13 protein-coding genes and 1 pseudogene are annotated in these 16029 nt (G+C 36.1%); 12 read left to right on the forward strand and 2 right to left on the reverse strand.

What is annotated here, in order from left to right; translation table 11 throughout:
- Positions 1-229 precede the first annotated feature (229 nt).
- From AZF08_RS23380 to AZF08_RS23395, 4 genes are all read left to right on the forward strand, one after another.
- Positions 230-1210: a nucleoside hydrolase gene (locus AZF08_RS23380; protein ID WP_153019591.1), complete on the forward strand. Its 981-nt coding sequence runs from the start codon at positions 230-232 to the stop codon at positions 1208-1210.
- A gap of 120 nt (positions 1211-1330) precedes the next feature.
- A complete protein-coding gene (locus tag AZF08_RS23385; protein WP_033677833.1) occupies positions 1331-2440 on the forward strand; it encodes a serine hydrolase in 1110 nt (369 codons plus the stop codon).
- A 99-nt stretch (positions 2441-2539) separates the two neighbouring features.
- On the forward strand, positions 2540-4048 hold the full coding sequence (argH, locus tag AZF08_RS23390; protein ID WP_033677832.1) for an argininosuccinate lyase: 1509 nt from the start codon (positions 2540-2542) through the stop codon (positions 4046-4048).
- 66 nt (positions 4049-4114) lie between these two features.
- Complete coding sequence (locus AZF08_RS23395; protein ID WP_033677831.1) at positions 4115-4951, forward strand: GNAT family N-acetyltransferase; 837 nt, start codon at positions 4115-4117, stop codon at positions 4949-4951.
- Positions 4952-4986: 35 nt separating this feature from the next.
- Here the strand turns inward: AZF08_RS23395 and AZF08_RS23400 are convergent, their stop codons facing one another.
- Positions 4987-5739 carry a (S)-benzoin forming benzil reductase gene (locus tag AZF08_RS23400; protein WP_033677830.1) on the reverse strand — a complete coding sequence of 251 codons (753 nt, stop codon included), beginning with the start codon at positions 5737-5739 and terminating at the stop codon, positions 4987-4989.
- Positions 5740-5852: 113 nt separating this feature from the next.
- Here AZF08_RS23400 and AZF08_RS23405 point away from each other — a divergent pair.
- The 8 genes and pseudogenes from AZF08_RS23405 to AZF08_RS23440 form a co-directional block, all read left to right on the forward strand.
- Positions 5853-10781 (forward strand): annotated as a pseudogene (locus tag AZF08_RS23405) (beta strand repeat-containing protein); the annotation flags it as partial.
- Positions 10782-11006: 225 nt separating this feature from the next.
- Positions 11007-11348, forward strand: a complete 342-nt coding sequence (locus tag AZF08_RS23410; RefSeq protein WP_033677828.1) for an ASCH domain-containing protein — start codon at positions 11007-11009, stop codon at positions 11346-11348.
- Positions 11345-11761, forward strand: coding sequence for an NUDIX hydrolase (locus tag AZF08_RS23415; RefSeq protein ID WP_033677827.1), 417 nt, complete (start codon positions 11345-11347; stop codon positions 11759-11761). The genes AZF08_RS23410 and AZF08_RS23415 overlap by 4 nt, the downstream gene beginning before the upstream one ends.
- A 68-nt stretch (positions 11762-11829) precedes the next feature.
- Positions 11830-12447: an acetate uptake transporter gene (locus AZF08_RS23420; protein ID WP_033677826.1), complete on the forward strand. Its 618-nt coding sequence runs from the start codon at positions 11830-11832 to the stop codon at positions 12445-12447.
- 217 nt (positions 12448-12664) lie between these two features.
- Positions 12665-13108: a flavodoxin gene (locus AZF08_RS23425; protein ID WP_033677824.1), complete on the forward strand. Its 444-nt coding sequence runs from the start codon at positions 12665-12667 to the stop codon at positions 13106-13108.
- A 16-nt stretch (positions 13109-13124) separates the two neighbouring features.
- A complete protein-coding gene (locus AZF08_RS23430) occupies positions 13125-14024 on the forward strand; it encodes a hypothetical protein (protein WP_033677823.1) in 900 nt (299 codons plus the stop codon).
- Positions 14025-14253: 229 nt separating this feature from the next.
- Positions 14254-14454: a cold shock-like protein CspB gene (gene cspB, locus AZF08_RS23435; RefSeq protein WP_033677822.1), complete on the forward strand. Its 201-nt coding sequence runs from the start codon at positions 14254-14256 to the stop codon at positions 14452-14454.
- A 380-nt stretch (positions 14455-14834) separates the two neighbouring features.
- Entirely contained in the window at positions 14835-15704 is an 870-nt protein-coding gene (locus AZF08_RS23440; protein WP_033677820.1) for an exonuclease, read from the forward strand.
- A 116-nt stretch (positions 15705-15820) separates the two neighbouring features.
- Here the strand turns inward: AZF08_RS23440 and AZF08_RS23445 are convergent.
- The coding region (locus AZF08_RS23445; protein WP_153019592.1) for a DUF3898 domain-containing protein at positions 15821-16029 on the reverse strand (209 nt) is incomplete at its 5' end.

Consider the following 16029-nt stretch of genomic DNA (forward strand, 5'->3'; position numbering starts at 1 on the left):
TCACAATGGACGAAATTTGAACAAATAAATTAAATAGAAAATTCTTATTAATAATTCATCTTTTGTTCACAAAGGTTGATGTAATAAAATGGAATTTTTATTAATGAGGGCTACAGCTCTCATTGACGGTTAGCCCTCACGAATCGAGTTTTGACGGGCGATTTTCCCCATCTATCTTCCTACTGTCCGTTAATGTGGGATGAATTTTGTGTTTTTTATGCTACATTTTTTGTCCATTCATAGAGTAATAACAATTGATGGGATGGAGTTGAGAATCATGAAGAAAGTTCTGTTTTTAGGGGATCCGGGTATTGATGATTCATTAGCTATTATGTATGGCTTGTTACATCCTGAAATTGAGATTGTCGGAGTTGTGACTGGATATGGGAATGTAACACAAGAAAAAGCGACAAGTAATGCAGCTTATTTATTAAAATTAGCAGGAAGAGAAGATATACCAGTTATTAATGGAGCGAAAATCCCTTTATCTGGAGAATTCACAACGTATTATCCAGAAATTCATGGGACAGAAGGACTAGGGCCAATTCGACCACCTAAAACAATTTCGCCAAATGTCAAACCTTTCTGTGAGTTTTTTCGTATTCTTGAAAGGTATAAAGGAGGGCTTATTATTGTGGATGCTGGTAGGTCAACTACTTTAGCGACAGCATTTATTTTAGAAAAACCACTTATGAAATATGTGAAAGAGTATTATATAATGGGAGGAGCTTTTTTGATGCCAGGCAATGTTACGCCTGTGGCAGAAGCAAACTTTCATGGTGATCCATTAGCATCTCAATTAGTCATGCAAAATGCAAAGAATATTACATTAATTCCTCTTAATGTAACTGCTGAAGCAATTATAACACCAGAGACAGTGAAGTATATTACAAAGCATTCAAAAACAAGTTTTAAAAAGTTAATTGAACCGATTTTTAGTTACTATTATAAGGCGTATAAAAAACTAAATCCTAAAATTTCTGGGAGTCCTGTGCATGATGTTGTGACGATGATGGCAGTTGCAAATCCATCTCTTTTAGAATATGTTTATCGCCGCGTTGAAGTGGACACAGATGGGGTTGCTAAAGGCGAAAGTATTGCTGATTTTCGCCCGCAACCGGATGCAAAAGCGTTAAAAAATTGGGTGCGAATTGGTTGGTCGTTACATTATAAGAAGTTTCTTGAGGATTTCGTGCGAATTATGACATAGACATAATAGGAGATTACAAGTTAAAATAATAGAGGTGATTATTTAGATAATCACCTCTATTATTTTGTTTATAATGAGATAAAATAGATAAAAAGTTACACAATAGGAGAGGAAATTCACTTGAGAAAAGGTATAGTATGTGCAGGGATTTTAGGTATTTTTGTATTGCTAATATCGGGTAACTTTTTAGTGGGAAAAGTTTGGAGTTCGAATAATGATGATGCACAGTATATCGCTTCATATGTTGAAGAACATAAAGACGAAAAAAATAGTGCCCTATTAATAAAACGAAATGATAAAGTTGTTTATTCTGTGAATCCAGATATTGTATTGCCGGTTGCGAGTACGATGAAATTAATTGTTGCATTTGAATTTGCGAAACAAGTTACCGAAGGGAAAATTGATCCAGCTAGTTTTGTCTCCATTGATGATGTGAATCGTTATTATGTCCCGAATGCAGACGGTGGTGTGCAAGATCGATGGCAAAGATATTTACAACGAAAGGGAAAAATAGATGAAAATGCAGTTACCTTAGAAGAAGTTGCAAAAGGAATGATGAAGTTTAGTTCAAATACGAATACGGAATATTTAATGGAACGCCTTGGACTAGACAATATTAATCAAAATTTACAAAGTTTATCACTTCCTTTGCACCAACCCTTATTCCCGATCGTTTCATCTTTGTATATTCCAGGGTACTTGCATAAAGAATTACATGTCCCGAAAGATAAATTAGAGAAAAAGTTAAAAGAAATGTCGCCAGAACAATATCGTCGTTATGCCATGATCATTCATGATCGATTAAAAGAAAAAGGCCCGTTATTACAGAAAGAAATTCCGCTATATTTTGATGGGAAATATGAAAAAATATGGTCTGATAGGTTGCCAGCTGCATCAGCAAATGATTACATGGCTTTACTTCAAAAGGCAAATCATAAAAATGGCTTTACAAAGCTTGAAAAGAAAGAGTGGGCAAATCTCGTTGAAACGGATATGAGTGCAAAGAAATATCGTAAGACGTTTCGACATGCAGGCCAGAAAAATGGTTATACACCATGGACATTAGCGAAAGCAGTGTATGCTACAGATAAGCTTGGAAACTGTACAGAAATTGTATTTTTAGCAAATCATTTAGATGAGGATGATAGTGCTGAACTACGTAAGCATTTGTTGAATTTACATTTTCAGGTGTTACAAAGTGATAAATATGATGCAACTGTTATTAAATAAACCCGATGCCTAAAGCATCGGGTTTATTTTCATACAAGCACCTTTTCAGAACTGATGGGTATGATGGTTAGTAATAACTAGGCGAAAGGGGACAGGGTGATGAAAAGGAGTAAAGAAGAATTTATAAAAGGTGAAGGCGCTGATTTCCCTGGGAGAACCTATGTGAATTGTATTTTACAGCATGTATTTGAATTTCAACGAGACTATTTGTTACAGGATATGTTCATGGTCCATCGAGCTCATGTTATTATGCTTACGGAGCAAAATTTAATGAAAAAAGAAGAGGCGGAAGTGATTTTAACAGCGCTTGAGAAAGTTGCACAAATTCCAAAGAATCAACTGCTGTACGAAAAAAAGCATGAGGATCTCTTTTTTTTAATAGAACATTTAATTGCCCAAGAAGCAAATTATGATTTTGTAAGTAATATGCATATTGGCAGGAGTCGCAATGATATGGGAGTGACGATGTATCGTATGAGTTTACGACGCTACTTATTGCGTTTTATGGAGCAGTTCATTCTTTTGCAAGACAGTATATTAGAGTTTGCTGATGAACATATGGAAACGATTATGCCTGCTTATACACATACTCAGCCTGCTCAGCCAACGACGTTTGGCCATTATATATTAGCAGTTTATGATACGATGCAAAGAGATTTAGAGCGAGTTTGGAAGACGTATCATCTTGTGAATTGTTCGCCAATGGGAGCAGCAGCGCTTTCTACGACAAGTTTTCCTATTAACAGACAGAGAGTTGCAGATTTGCTTGGTTTTTCAACTGTTATTGAAAACTCTTACGATGCAATTGCGGGTGCAGATTATTTATTAGAAATGAGTTCATCACTGATGGTGACAATGGCAAATACCAGTAGGTGGATTCAAAATTTCTTACTATTAGCAACAAAAGAATATAATGGGATTACTGTTGCAAAACCATATGTACAAATCAGTAGTATTATGCCGCAAAAGCGGAATCCAGTTTCTATTGAGCATGCTCGTGCACTTACTAGTGGAGCGCTTGGAGAAGCTTTCACTGTATTTCAAATGATTCATAATACACCGTTTGGAGACATCGTGGATACAGAAGATGACTTGCAACCATACTTGTATGAAGGAATAGAAAAGGCAATTCGTGTCTTTAGTATTATGAATGCAGTGATTCGGACAATGAAAGTAGAAAAAACAATATTAAAAAATCGTTCGTTCAAACACGCGATTACAATAACAGATTTTGCAGATGTCTTAACAAAAGAATATAATATTCCATTTCGGCATGCTCATCATGCGGCAAGTGAAATAGCAACTATGTCTCATGAACAGAAAAAAGAGTTGTATGAACTAGATCTCATAGAATTAAACGAATATTTACATGAAAAGTTTAATATAGCGCTCACAGAAAAAGAATGGAAGAATATTATATCGCCAGAAGCATTTGTACAAAAAAGAACAGTTTATGGTGGAACAAGTAAACAAGAAATAGAACGAATGATTCAAAAAAGGAAAGAATGGCTTGTAACAGAAGAGACGGAATTTAAAAAGGAAAAACAACGGATTTTTCAAGTTGAAAAAGAAATAATAACAATAGTTTTAAATATCATTGAATTGTAAAAGAAGGATTTAATGAATGAATCGCCAATACCTTATTTAAATATAAATAGAAAGAAGAGATTGGCGATGATTGAATTACAGCTATATGAGAATGTTTCTACTTTTAAGCGGGATGTTGTTCCTATTTTAGAAATATATGAACAAGAAAATAATTTATTATTAGGGATATTACAGTCCACGCAAACGCTCATATTTATGGCTACGGCAAAACAAAATGGGAAAATTGAACTCATTTTACTGCAAACAAAGCAGGAGCAAGTAATTGTAGCAAAATCTCATGCTTCACAAGAAACGATAAAAGAGATAGCAAAACAATTAGCAAACGTGTATCCAGATATATCTGGATTTATTGGTGAAAAGCGAGTAGTTAAACAATTATCAGAAGAAATAGCAAAAATCGAAAAAAAGAAGATTTTTATTCGCATGAATCAAGGTGTTTATGAACTAAAAAAAGTAAAGAGGAAATGGGAAGATTATGGTGTTTTTCGTCAGGTAAAGAGTGTGGAACAACCATTAATTGAAAAGTGGGTATATCAATTTTGTGAAGATGTTCACTTGCCTACGACAGAAGATGAAGCAAAACAAACTGCAAATAAATTAGTAATAGAAAAGCGATTATTTGGGTGGGAAGTAGACGGTCGTTTAGTTTCAATAGCTGCCATCACAAGACCAACTAAGACTAACATTACAGTGAATTTTGTATATACGCCAAAGGAAGAGCGTAAAAAAGGCCATGCTTCTAACTGTGTAGCTGCCTTAAGTCAACTTATGTTAGATAGGGGCTATGATACAACTACTTTATATACTGATTTGGCCAATCCAACATCGAATAAAGTTTATCAAGAGGTAGGATACCAACAAATAATGGAATCTGTATTAGTATTTTTAGAACCGATAACATAAAAGGCTCGCATACAAGCGAGCCTTTTGCTATAAAACTATTTTTCATCAATTCGAATGATGCCACCTTGGTCGAAATCCTCAGTTTCTAACAAATGAACAACAGCTTTAGCGACGTATTCAGGAGAAAGTAATTGTCCTTCTTCTTTTAAAGCGATAAAGCGATCTAAATTTGTAAAGTCCTCTTTGTTTGTTTGACGAATTTGTTGCTGCATACTTGTATCAACAACGCCCGGTGCAAATGCAATTGTTTTTACTGGATATTCTTTCTCCGCTTCTTCTGTAGCCACGCATTGTGTAAACATATTTACACCAGCTTTCGTTGTGCAATAAGCTCCCCATCCAAAGTATGGTTTTTGACCAGCACCTGAAGAAATGTTTATGATGCGTTTGTCTACTTTCCAATCTTTCGTATGTTTCATAAAAGAAGAGGTAAGAATCATTGGCGCAATTAAATTAATTTGCACATTTGCAATCAAAAGCTCACTCTCCGCTTTTTCAATCGGTTTCATTGGCGCGAGTGTGCCTGCGTTATTAATTAAATGAATAGATGAAACTTTTTCTGCTTGGATCGATGAAAAGATTGTTTCAGAATGAGTTTCTACGTTATGTACATCTTGTAAATCAATTGAGTGGAATGCGAAAGAGATATTTTTTTCTTTTGCTTTTTCAATGAGCTTTTCATTTTGCTTTCTAGAAATACAAATGAGTTGTGTGTTTTCCTCTAATAATTGTGTAGCGATTGCTTCTCCTAACCCTTGTGAAGTGCCTGTTACAATAACATAGCGCATAGTTTATTGAACTCCTCTCATATATATAATTTTTTGGACAACGTACCTTGTCTAGTTTGTCTACATCTTATAGTATAGAGCACTTTTTACTCTAAATGAAAGGAGATCATGCTGTGCCATTTATGAATCGTTTCACTACAACAGTTCCTGGTGCCGTCACATTTACTGGGAATACATTAGGGTTAAGTCCAACATCGCCAGCGCCCAATAATAACTTTGGTACCATTGATGTATTTACAACGATAAATACATCCCTTCAAGTTCCTGGATTTCCGGCAGGTACAACAAATAATTGGCCTCAAAATTCTTCAAGTGCAATTTTAAACATTCCAGCTGGAAGTAATATTTTATATGCAGAACTAGTTTGGGCGGGAACATTTAAAACTGATATCGAGGATGTTTCAGCATTTTTGAATGATGCTGTTACATTTATAACACCTGCAGGGACATTCTCTATTACACCAGATCCGGCTACTGCTCAGCAAGGGTCGGTAGGAAATCAGTTTTATTATGTTCGTTCAGCAAATGTAACGAATCTTGTTAGTGGAGGAGGAACATATACAACCGGAAGTGTGCCGGCTGCGCGAACAGCTGCAAATCCGACGATTAGTCGTTCAGTAGGATGGACGCTTGAAGTTATTTATCAAAATGGGAATTTACCTCTTCGAAATTTATCCGTTTATGCTGGTCAAGAAATTATTGATGCATCATCACCACCAGTTGATGCAGTGATTTCGGGATTTGCTACACCAGCAACAGGTCCGGTAACAGGAAGAGTACTTGTTACTGCGCAAGAAGGAGATTCTAATATTGTCGGAGACCAGCTCCGTTTTGGACCAACTGCAAATACTACAGTGGCTTTATCAGGACCACAAAATCCAGCGAATAACTTCTTCCAATCTCAAATTTGTAACGATACTGGAAATTTAGATACAACCGGTACATTTGGGAATTTAAATCAACCGTTAGGAACAGCTTTACCTGTTCGAAGACAGGGATGGGATATTACGAATGTAAATGCTTCGGCATCATTGGTAAATAATCAAACGTCAGCAACTGTTCGTTTTGTTACGAATGGAGATGGGTATGCTGGCGCTGGATTTGGTGTGCAAATTGATGCGACTGGACCGATTATTAATCCAGTTAAAGCTGTCGACAGAACAGTGGCTAGTGTAGGAGACACTCTCACATATACAATCACGGTGCCAAATACGGGAACGGCAAATGCTGAAAATGTTATATTACGGGACACGATTCCGAATGGCACAACTTTTATTTCTGGCAGTGTTACTGTGGGGGGAGTTGTACAACCGAGTGCAAATCCGGCAGTAGGAATTAATTTAGGAACAATACCTTTTAACAGCACGCCAAGAATTGTTACGTTTCAAGTGCGAGTTACATCGTTTCCGACACCAAATCCGATTCCAAACGAAGCAATGGTAACGTATCAATTCCGTCCTTTTGTAGGAAGTCCGCTTACAACAAGTACAGCAGTATCTAATACAGTACAGACAACAGTCAATCGTGCGGTTTTAAGTTTGCAAAAAGTAGTCGATCTACAAATAGCAACGATCAATGATGTGCTAACATACACAACTAGTATAACGAATACTGGAAATGTGACCGCGAATAATGTTGTGTTTGTAGATAGCATACCTGAAGGAACAACTTTTATAGCAGGTAGCGTAACAGTGAATGGAATAGCGCAACCAGGGGCGAATCCAGCAAATAGCATTAATATTGGTAGTGTAGGAGCTTCGCAAACAATAGTTGTTCGTTTTCAAGTTCGCATAACTTCCAGTCCACTTACAAATCCAATTCCTAATCGATCGAGTGCAACTTTTAATTTTACAATAACACCTGGAGGTCAGCCGATTTCAGGTCAAGCAACAAGTAATACGGTATCCACGCAGGTTAATGTTGCAGATATTCGTGTAAGGAAAGCAGTAAACGCTGCAAATGCAACGGTTGGAGATATTCTCACTTATTCGATTGAAATTCAAAATATTAGTAATGTAAATGCTACAAACGTCTTTTTTCAAGATACTATTCCGTCTGGAGCCGTGCTTATTGCAAATAGTGTTACAGTAGATGGAGTATCACAGCCAGGAGCTGATCCTGGAGTAGGATTTTCTATTCCTGATATTTCGCCAAGTAGTACGAGAATAGTCATGTTTCAAGTGCAGATTACATCAGTACCTTCAGGAGGGACGGTTGCAAATAGTGGTCGTGTGTCGGCTGATTTTATTATTAATCCCAATCAGCCACCTGTAACAATTAATCGCCAGTCAAATACAGTTGTTACGCAGATTAATACAGGGGACTTAAATGTAATAAAAGAAGTAAATATAACTCAGGCAGGAATAGGAGAGACGTTAACTTATACTGTAATGATTCAAAATACAGGAACGGTAACGGCAACAAATGTTCTTTTTCAAGATACGATACCACCTGGAACAACATTCGTTGCAAACAGCGTGACAATTAATGGGGTGTCGCAGCCAGGAGCAAATCCAGCATTAGGATTTGCTCTTCCAGATATTCCGGTAGCCAGTACAGTAACAGTTCAGTTCCAAGTAACAGTTGTAAATGTACCGTCTGGAGGGAATGTGGTAAACCAAGCAACAGTAACAGCCAGCTTTATATTAAATCCCGGTCAGCCACCAGTTACAACGACGACACCTAGTAATAATGTTTCTACTAGAATAAATACAGGGACACTTAATGTACAAAAAGTAGCAAATGTTTCTGAGGCGTTAATTGGTGACACTTTTACGTATACAGTTACAATTCGAAATACAGGAACAGTGGAAGCGACAAATGTTATTTTCATTGACCCAATTGCATCGGAAACTATATTTGTCGCAGATAGTGTGACAATAAATGGAGTGCTGCAACCTGGAGCAAATCCAAATCTAGGTTTTTCATTACCAAATATTCCACCGGCAGGTACTATTAATGTTCAGTTCAATGTAACAGTCATTGCCCCTTCATCAATCGGAATCGTAACAAATGAAGCGTCCGTGACAGGAACATTTCAATTAAATCCCGGTCAGCCACCAGTTACAACGACAACCCCAAGTAATACAACGGTTGTTGGAATTCCAATGCCCTCTCCAGGGGATATAGTTGCAGAAAAGAGTGTAAGTGCGACTGAAGCTGGAGTGGGCGATATTTTAACTTATATGATTGTTATTTCGAATGTAGGAGGTAGTCCTGTTACTGATGTATTCTTTCAAGATACTATTCCAGTTGGAACAGCATTTGTTCCTGATAGCGTCACAATTGGAGGATTTGTGCAACCAGGGCTTAATCCAGAAACAGAATTTCTCGTGACTCCGCTTTTAAATGATGGAACTAGTATTACAGTTACATTCCAAGTCGAAATTACATCAATTCCAGAAGAACTTGTCATTTTGAACGCTGGTAATGTAACGTTTACTTCAGGGGATGTTCAAACCGTTACAACAAATGCAGTTGCTACATTCATTAATATTGCCTTTGTCTTACCCATTAAGGTGGTAGATCGAGAGATTGCTGCTGTCGGGGATGTTTTAACATATGGAATCGTAGTTTTCAATTTTGGAACAGTTCCAGCAACTGATGTGACATTTATAGATGTAATAACAGAAGGAACCACTTTTATTGAAAATAGTGTTGAAATTGATGGTGTTCCGCAAGGTGGATTGAATCCATTCGTAGGATTTTCCCTTCCAGATATACCAGCGTTTGATTTTACAATTGTCACCTTTCAAGTGCAAGTTACAAGTATTCCAGAGGGGGATGTAATTCTAAATATCGCTGGTATTACAGCAACATTTCAAGTGAGTGCGATAGGGCCACCGATAACAGAAACTAGTTTCAGTAACATTGAGATAACAAATATTAATCGCCCTGGATTAAATGTTGTGAAAGAAGTAGATCAAACTGTAGTTGGGGTGGGTGATACGTTAACCTATAGGGTGGCGATTCAAAATACGGGGACTACTTTGGCCACGAATGTACAATTTATAGATAGCTTATCAGCAAGTGTGGAATTTATAGAAAATAGTGTAACGATTAATGATATACAACAAATTGGTTTGAATCCAGAAACAGGTTTTCAACTTCCAGATATTGATTCAGGTTCTGAAGTAATTGTTACTTTTCAAGTGCAAGTTGTAAGTGTACCGGATGGTGGGACAATAAGTAATGTTGCAACTGTAAATGGAGAATTTACTTTAGTCCCGGGCGAACCACCGGTTATAGTAACGAGTACGAGTAATACAGTTGTCGTTACAGTAAATGAAGCAATTTTGTTTATTGCTAAGGGAGCAGATTTCGAGGTAGCGATGGTAGGAGATGTAATCACATATCGAATTGCTGTCATTAATGATGGTACAGTGCTTGTAACGAATGTTGTATTAACCGATTTGATAGATCCAAATACAATATTTCTAAATGGCACAGTATCAGTTAACGATATACCAGTACCTTTTGCAAATCCGAATTCAGGTATACCGCTTAATGACTTAGAGCCAAACGATGCCGCGATTATTGCGTTCCAAGTTCTTGTAGTAGGAGAAGCAGCCAATTCTCCAATTCGAAACACAGCTGTTGTGAGCGGAATAGCAACAGTAAATCCAAACCGTCCACCAATAGAAATTGAAAGTGATAGTAATACAGTTGTTGTTCCATTTATTGAGCCAAACGTTATAATAACAGCACTCAAAACCGCTGATCGTCAAAAGGCGACCATTGGAGATGTCATTACGTATACGACTGTAATACGTAATGAAGGAGATGTGGCAATACAAAATATTTTTTTCCAAGATTTATTGAACAGCAGCGTCAGGTTTATACCTGGAAGTGTAACAATTAATGGCGTACTGCGGTTACGAAACCCAGTAACCGGTTTTGTAATTGGAGATTTGGCTCCAAGTGAAGTAGTTACAGTCTCGTTCCAAGTAGTAGTTGAACGTGCCCCTGCTGGTGGAAGTAGTTATATAAATGAGGCGAGCATTCGTTTTGAGGTTCCAAGAGGGTCGGTATTACCACCTGTTATCCAAATGATCACAACGAATGAGGTAATCATTCCGTTTGTACCAACATTGGAGCAAATTTGCTTGTCAAATCTGGGTTGCTTTGAACAAATTCCTTGTGTCTGCTTACCTTTTTTGCAGCAAAGATGTCGTAAGTAAGAAAAAACTCCTCCTGTGAGGAGTTTTTTTCTCTATAGAAATATTGTCCAGTTTTTTCGTGATATAATAAGCCGAGGTGAGGAATACATGATACATAAAATGGGATTATACGATGAACCATTTCAATCTATTCAATCTGGAAAAAAGATATTTGAAGTGCGCTTGTATGATGAGAAACGTCGGAATATACAAACAGGTGATGAGATTGAATTTAGAAATTTAACGACAAAAGAAACAATTTGTGTAAAGGTAACAGGATTGAAATGTTATGTAACATTTCAAGAAATGTATAAGGATATTGATAAAGAATTGTTGGACTGTGCTAACTGGAGTTTAGAAGAAATGCTAGCAAGTACATATGAAATATATACAAAAGAACAAGAACAGAAGTGGGGCACCGTTGCGATTGGAATTGAGATAATAGCATGATTCGAAATCGCGGATCAGCTATTATTGTGCAAGAAAATGAGATTGCGCTCATAAAGCGTATTCGAAATAATGAAGTGTATTTTGTATTTCCAGGTGGAGGAATTGAAGAATATGAAACGCCAGAAGAAGCAACAATACGTGAAGTATATGAAGAGTTAGGAGTACATGTTGAAATACAAAAGCTTGTAACAAAGTATGAATATAATGGTACGCAGTTTTTTTATCATACACGCATAATCAGTGGTGTTTTTGGTACTGGAAACGGTGAGGAATTTAAATCTATTGAAAGAGGAGAATATCTTCCAGTTTGGATTCCTTTAAAAGAGTTACTAAGCTTAAATGTTAAACCGTATAAAGTAGCAGAAATAATCTCTTATTGTTACAAAAATATGAAGTCTGACAACATACAATAAAAACCATTGACATAGCCTTCTGATTTCAGTATTGTATTCAAGTATGTGTTCAAAATCAGGAGGTTTTTATGAGTAATCAAACTACACATCATGTGAAAATGACAACAGCAGATCCATCTGGAATTGGTCTATTTGGATTAGCAATGGTAACACTTGTAGCATCATCCCAAAAGTTAGGACTAACAGATGGCGTTTCATTTGTACTGCCTTGGGCAATCTTTTTAGGAGGGTTTGCACAACTCTTTGCATGTATTCATGATGCAAAGCATAACAATACGTTCGGTACAACTGCATTTGGTGCATATGGCCTATTTTGGTTAGGTGTTGGGACGTCATGGTTAATTCAACTTGGAGTGTTTGGCGAAAAATTAGCACAGTCTGTAGATCCGAAACAACTTGGTGTAGCCTTTATTGGATACCTCATTTTTACGATCTTTATGACAATTGGTGCAATGGAAACGCATAAAGTATTATTTATGATTTTTGTACTTATTGATTTCTTATTTATCGGTCTTTCATTTAGTACTTTAGGTGTTATGCCACATGCAATGCATAATTTAGCAGCGTACTCTGAACTATGTATCTCATTATTATCTTTCTATGGTTCAGCGGCAGCTGTATTAAATACACACTTTGGAAAAGTTGTATTACCAGTAGGGAAACCATTTGGTATTTTTAAAAAGTAAGTTAAAAAAGCACGAATGACAATTTTGTTCATTCGTGCTTTTTTATTTGCTAATAAACAGATCTTTAGACTATGGTCAAGAACAAATAAGAAGTTACAACAGAATGTGACATTTAAAGTGATCCTTAAGTGAAAGAAAAACGAAAAAATCAATTGAAATTGATTCTCATTATTAATATAATGAGAATGAGAATCAATTGTAAAAGGGGAAGGTCGACATGGCGAAAATTTTAATAGCATATGCAAGTATGTCAGGAAATACAGAAAGTATTGCTGATTTAATTAAAGTGAGTTTAGATGCACTTCATCATGAGGTGGAATTGAAGGAAATGGAAGGAATGGACGTAGAAGAACTGCTAGAATATGATGGTATTATTTTAGGATCTTATACGTGGGGAGATGGAGAATTACCATTTGAAGCGGAAGATTTCCATGATGATTTAGAAGGTGTAGATTTAGCAGGGAAAAAGGTAGCTGTGTTCGGATCTGGTGATACAGCTTACGAGCAATTTTGTGAAGCGGTAACAATTTTTGAAGAACGCCTTGTAGAACGAGGAGCAGAGCTTGTACAAGAAGGTTTAAAAATCGAATTAGCTCCAGAAGAGGAAGAAGATATCGAGAAATGTAGTAACTTTGCAATCGCTTTTGCCGAAAAGTTCTAGGAATGGGAGTGTCATCGTGGAAACAATGTTAAGTGCAACTGCTGTAACGAAATTGGATGATGGGAAACTCATGTTAGCTACGACATATGATGGCCTATTTATTGAACAGAATGGAGAATGGAAACAAATTTTAAATGGGTTTCAAAAAAGAATTCGTGATTTACATAGCAATGGTAATGTAATTTATGGTGTAGGAGACGAAGGAATCTTCATTCGAAGCATGGATCGTGGTGACAATTGGACTATCCAGCGCTTTCCAACAAAAGCAACGAGTTGGAATGTATGTAGTAATGAGAGTGGAACCGTTGTTGCACATGGGGATAAAACGTTGTATTTTTCTAACAACTTTGGCTCTACATGGGAAACCATACGTCCCTTTCTTTGTTATGGCACTGATGCACCATCGATTCGTTCGTTATTTTTATACAAACATTATGTATTTATTGGTACAAAGATTCATGCTAAATATGGTGGTATTTGGCTGTTTGATTTACAAAATCATAAGCTGAAAAGAATAAAAGTAGCAACGAATCAAATGATTTCTGCCTTGACATTACATAATTCTTACTTGGTAGCGGCAAGTGGTTCATGCCGAGGGAAGAGTGGTAATATTTCGTTTTGTGAAATAGATGAGATAATTAAATATAAAAAAAATAGTTGGCATACATGTCAAAGTGAACAAAATGCGAGCAGCTATTTAGACTTAAGTGTAGACCAACAAGTTTTGTATACAACTTCGACACAAAATAAAACTGGAATCAGCAAAATTTGCCGTGTTTCTTTAGAAGAGGGTATGGTAAAAGCGTGTGGATCCATTAAAGGGCATGGTTGGCGAATTGTAAATCAAAATGAAGGATATGTTGTAGCTGGATCGGGAGAATCGAAAATGATGCATTGGAAGAAAAAAATTGTGTAAGATATAAAAAATAATAAAATCGACTTTACTTTTATTATATTGATATGATATAGTAACTATAAACCATTTTACTTTTAATAATATAGAGATTTAAATGAGCTGTAACTTCAGAGGAGGATAGCAATGTTAAATCTCCTTTGCGGTTGCAGTTTTTTAATGTCTTTGTTGTTGTTGTAAAGTGGTCGAAAATTAATATGTACATATAGGTACATTGTAGGAGGATTTTTTCATGCAAAACGGTAAAGTAAAATGGTTTAACGCAGAAAAAGGTTTTGGTTTCATCGAAGTTGAAGGCGGAGAAGACGTATTCGTTCATTTCTCAGCTATCCAAGGCGAAGGTTTCAAATCTTTAGAAGAAGGTCAAGAAGTTACTTTCGAAGTAGAACAAGGTAACCGTGGACCACAAGCTACTAACGTAGTTAAGAAGTAATTGAACGAAAAGAGAAGGGATCTCCCTTCTCTTTTTTTATTGGATTTGATTAACTTTTACATTTAGTATGTATGAGAGGCTTCTCTATATACTTGTGATAAAAAATATCTGAATTTTAAAATTTTTATACTTCTATTTTATATTAATGACACTCAAATGTATTTTTATCCCGCTATTCTTGGGAAGTAAGGCTCTCACCTCAAAATTCAGAGAGAAGAGAGGGATAGATTCCAGTAAAAGTCCCATTGTTGATGTAGGGTCTCACTTTATAAATTGTGTTTAATGTGTTTGCCCAGTGGGGACTATATAATTAAAAATGAACCTCTTTTATATTGTATATTAGTATTAAAAATAAGATAAGGAAGAAAGAGGTATGTAATTTGAATGAACCTAAATATTATATTGTATTGGATGTTGAACGGAATTTTCGGCCGTATAAATCACATGATCCATTGGAAGTGGTCGATATTGGTGCAATTAAAATAGAAGCGAGTACAATGCGTATGAATGGGCAATTTTCTGCACTTGTTAAACCAAGTGCACCTCTAACTCGTCATACAACAAAATTAACAGGAATTACAAAGCAAGATCTAATAGGAGTAGATAAATTTCCACAAGTAATGGAGCAATTTGTTCATTTTATTGGAGAGAATTATACGTTTGTTTCATGGGGAAAAGAAGATTATAGATTTCTCAAGCAAGATTGTGAACTGCATGGAGTAAAATGTCCGTGCCTTGAACGAGAAAAAAGATTTGATTTGCAGAAGTTTGTATTTCAAGCATATGAAGAATTATTCATACATACGCCGAGTTTAAAGTTGGCAGTAGAACAATTTGCTTTGGATTGGGAAGGAAAACAGCATCGTGCGTTTGCAGATGCTAAGAACACCGCGAATATCTTTCTTAAAGTATGTAAGGAAAAAGATATCTATAAGTGTTATAAGAGAAATGAAGAGCTTGTACTTATGAAGGGTGGAGTATTAACCGAAAAAGCAAAAAAGAAGATGAAAAGATGGGTATTTAAAGCATTAAAGGAAAACGAACATATTCCATTTACTTGGGATACGTTTGTAAATAGTAATATATGGAGGAATATATTAGAAAGATATTATATTGAGGATAAGACATTGGTGCTATTACAAAATTACTTCAGTACAGCGGTGAAGAAAGGTGAGCGACAATTAAGATTCTTAACTGAAATGGAGAAGGGATCACATAACAAGTGTTCGAATGTAAATCTGGATAAATAATGACTGTAACAATAATAAAGAGCGCTAATAGTAAGCGCTCGAAATGTTCAATGGAAACTTTACGTATCTGTCTAGTTTTTAATTTTTATATGTTAGATTGCATATAAATGAGTAACCTAGGCGTCACCAATTCCGTCATTATCATTATTGTATTCATATGGGCTTGAAGCTTTCTTTTCAATCCGCTCAATCACATCTTGCAACTCGTCCGGCTTCAGAAACTCAATAGGAGAGAAGCCTTTCTCAAACGTAAGTGTATCCGCCTCAATCATGAGTACATATCTGTCATTAACCTTCGCAATATGAATCTGGTCTCCAAAATCCG

The sequence above is a fragment of the Bacillus gaemokensis genome (assembly GCF_001590835.1).
GTDB classification, from domain to species: domain Bacteria; phylum Bacillota; class Bacilli; order Bacillales; family Bacillaceae_G; genus Bacillus_A; species Bacillus_A gaemokensis.

Coding starts and splice junctions, on each gene's coding strand:
- cspB (WP_033677822.1), top strand. CDS start 14,254: ATGCAAAACGGTAAAGTAAAATGGTTTAACGCAGAAAAAGGTTTTGGT.
- AZF08_RS23410 (WP_033677828.1), top strand. CDS start 11,007: ATGATACATAAAATGGGATTATACGATGAACCATTTCAATCTATTCAA.
- AZF08_RS23395 (WP_033677831.1), top strand. CDS start 4,115: ATGATTGAATTACAGCTATATGAGAATGTTTCTACTTTTAAGCGGGAT.
- AZF08_RS23400 (WP_033677830.1), bottom strand. CDS start 5,739: ATGCGCTATGTTATTGTAACAGGCACTTCACAAGGGTTAGGAGAAGCA.
- AZF08_RS23425 (WP_033677824.1), top strand. CDS start 12,665: ATGGCGAAAATTTTAATAGCATATGCAAGTATGTCAGGAAATACAGAA.
- argH (WP_033677832.1), top strand. CDS start 2,540: ATGAAAAGGAGTAAAGAAGAATTTATAAAAGGTGAAGGCGCTGATTTC.
- AZF08_RS23420 (WP_033677826.1), top strand. CDS start 11,830: ATGAGTAATCAAACTACACATCATGTGAAAATGACAACAGCAGATCCA.
- AZF08_RS23415 (WP_033677827.1), top strand. CDS start 11,345: ATGATTCGAAATCGCGGATCAGCTATTATTGTGCAAGAAAATGAGATT.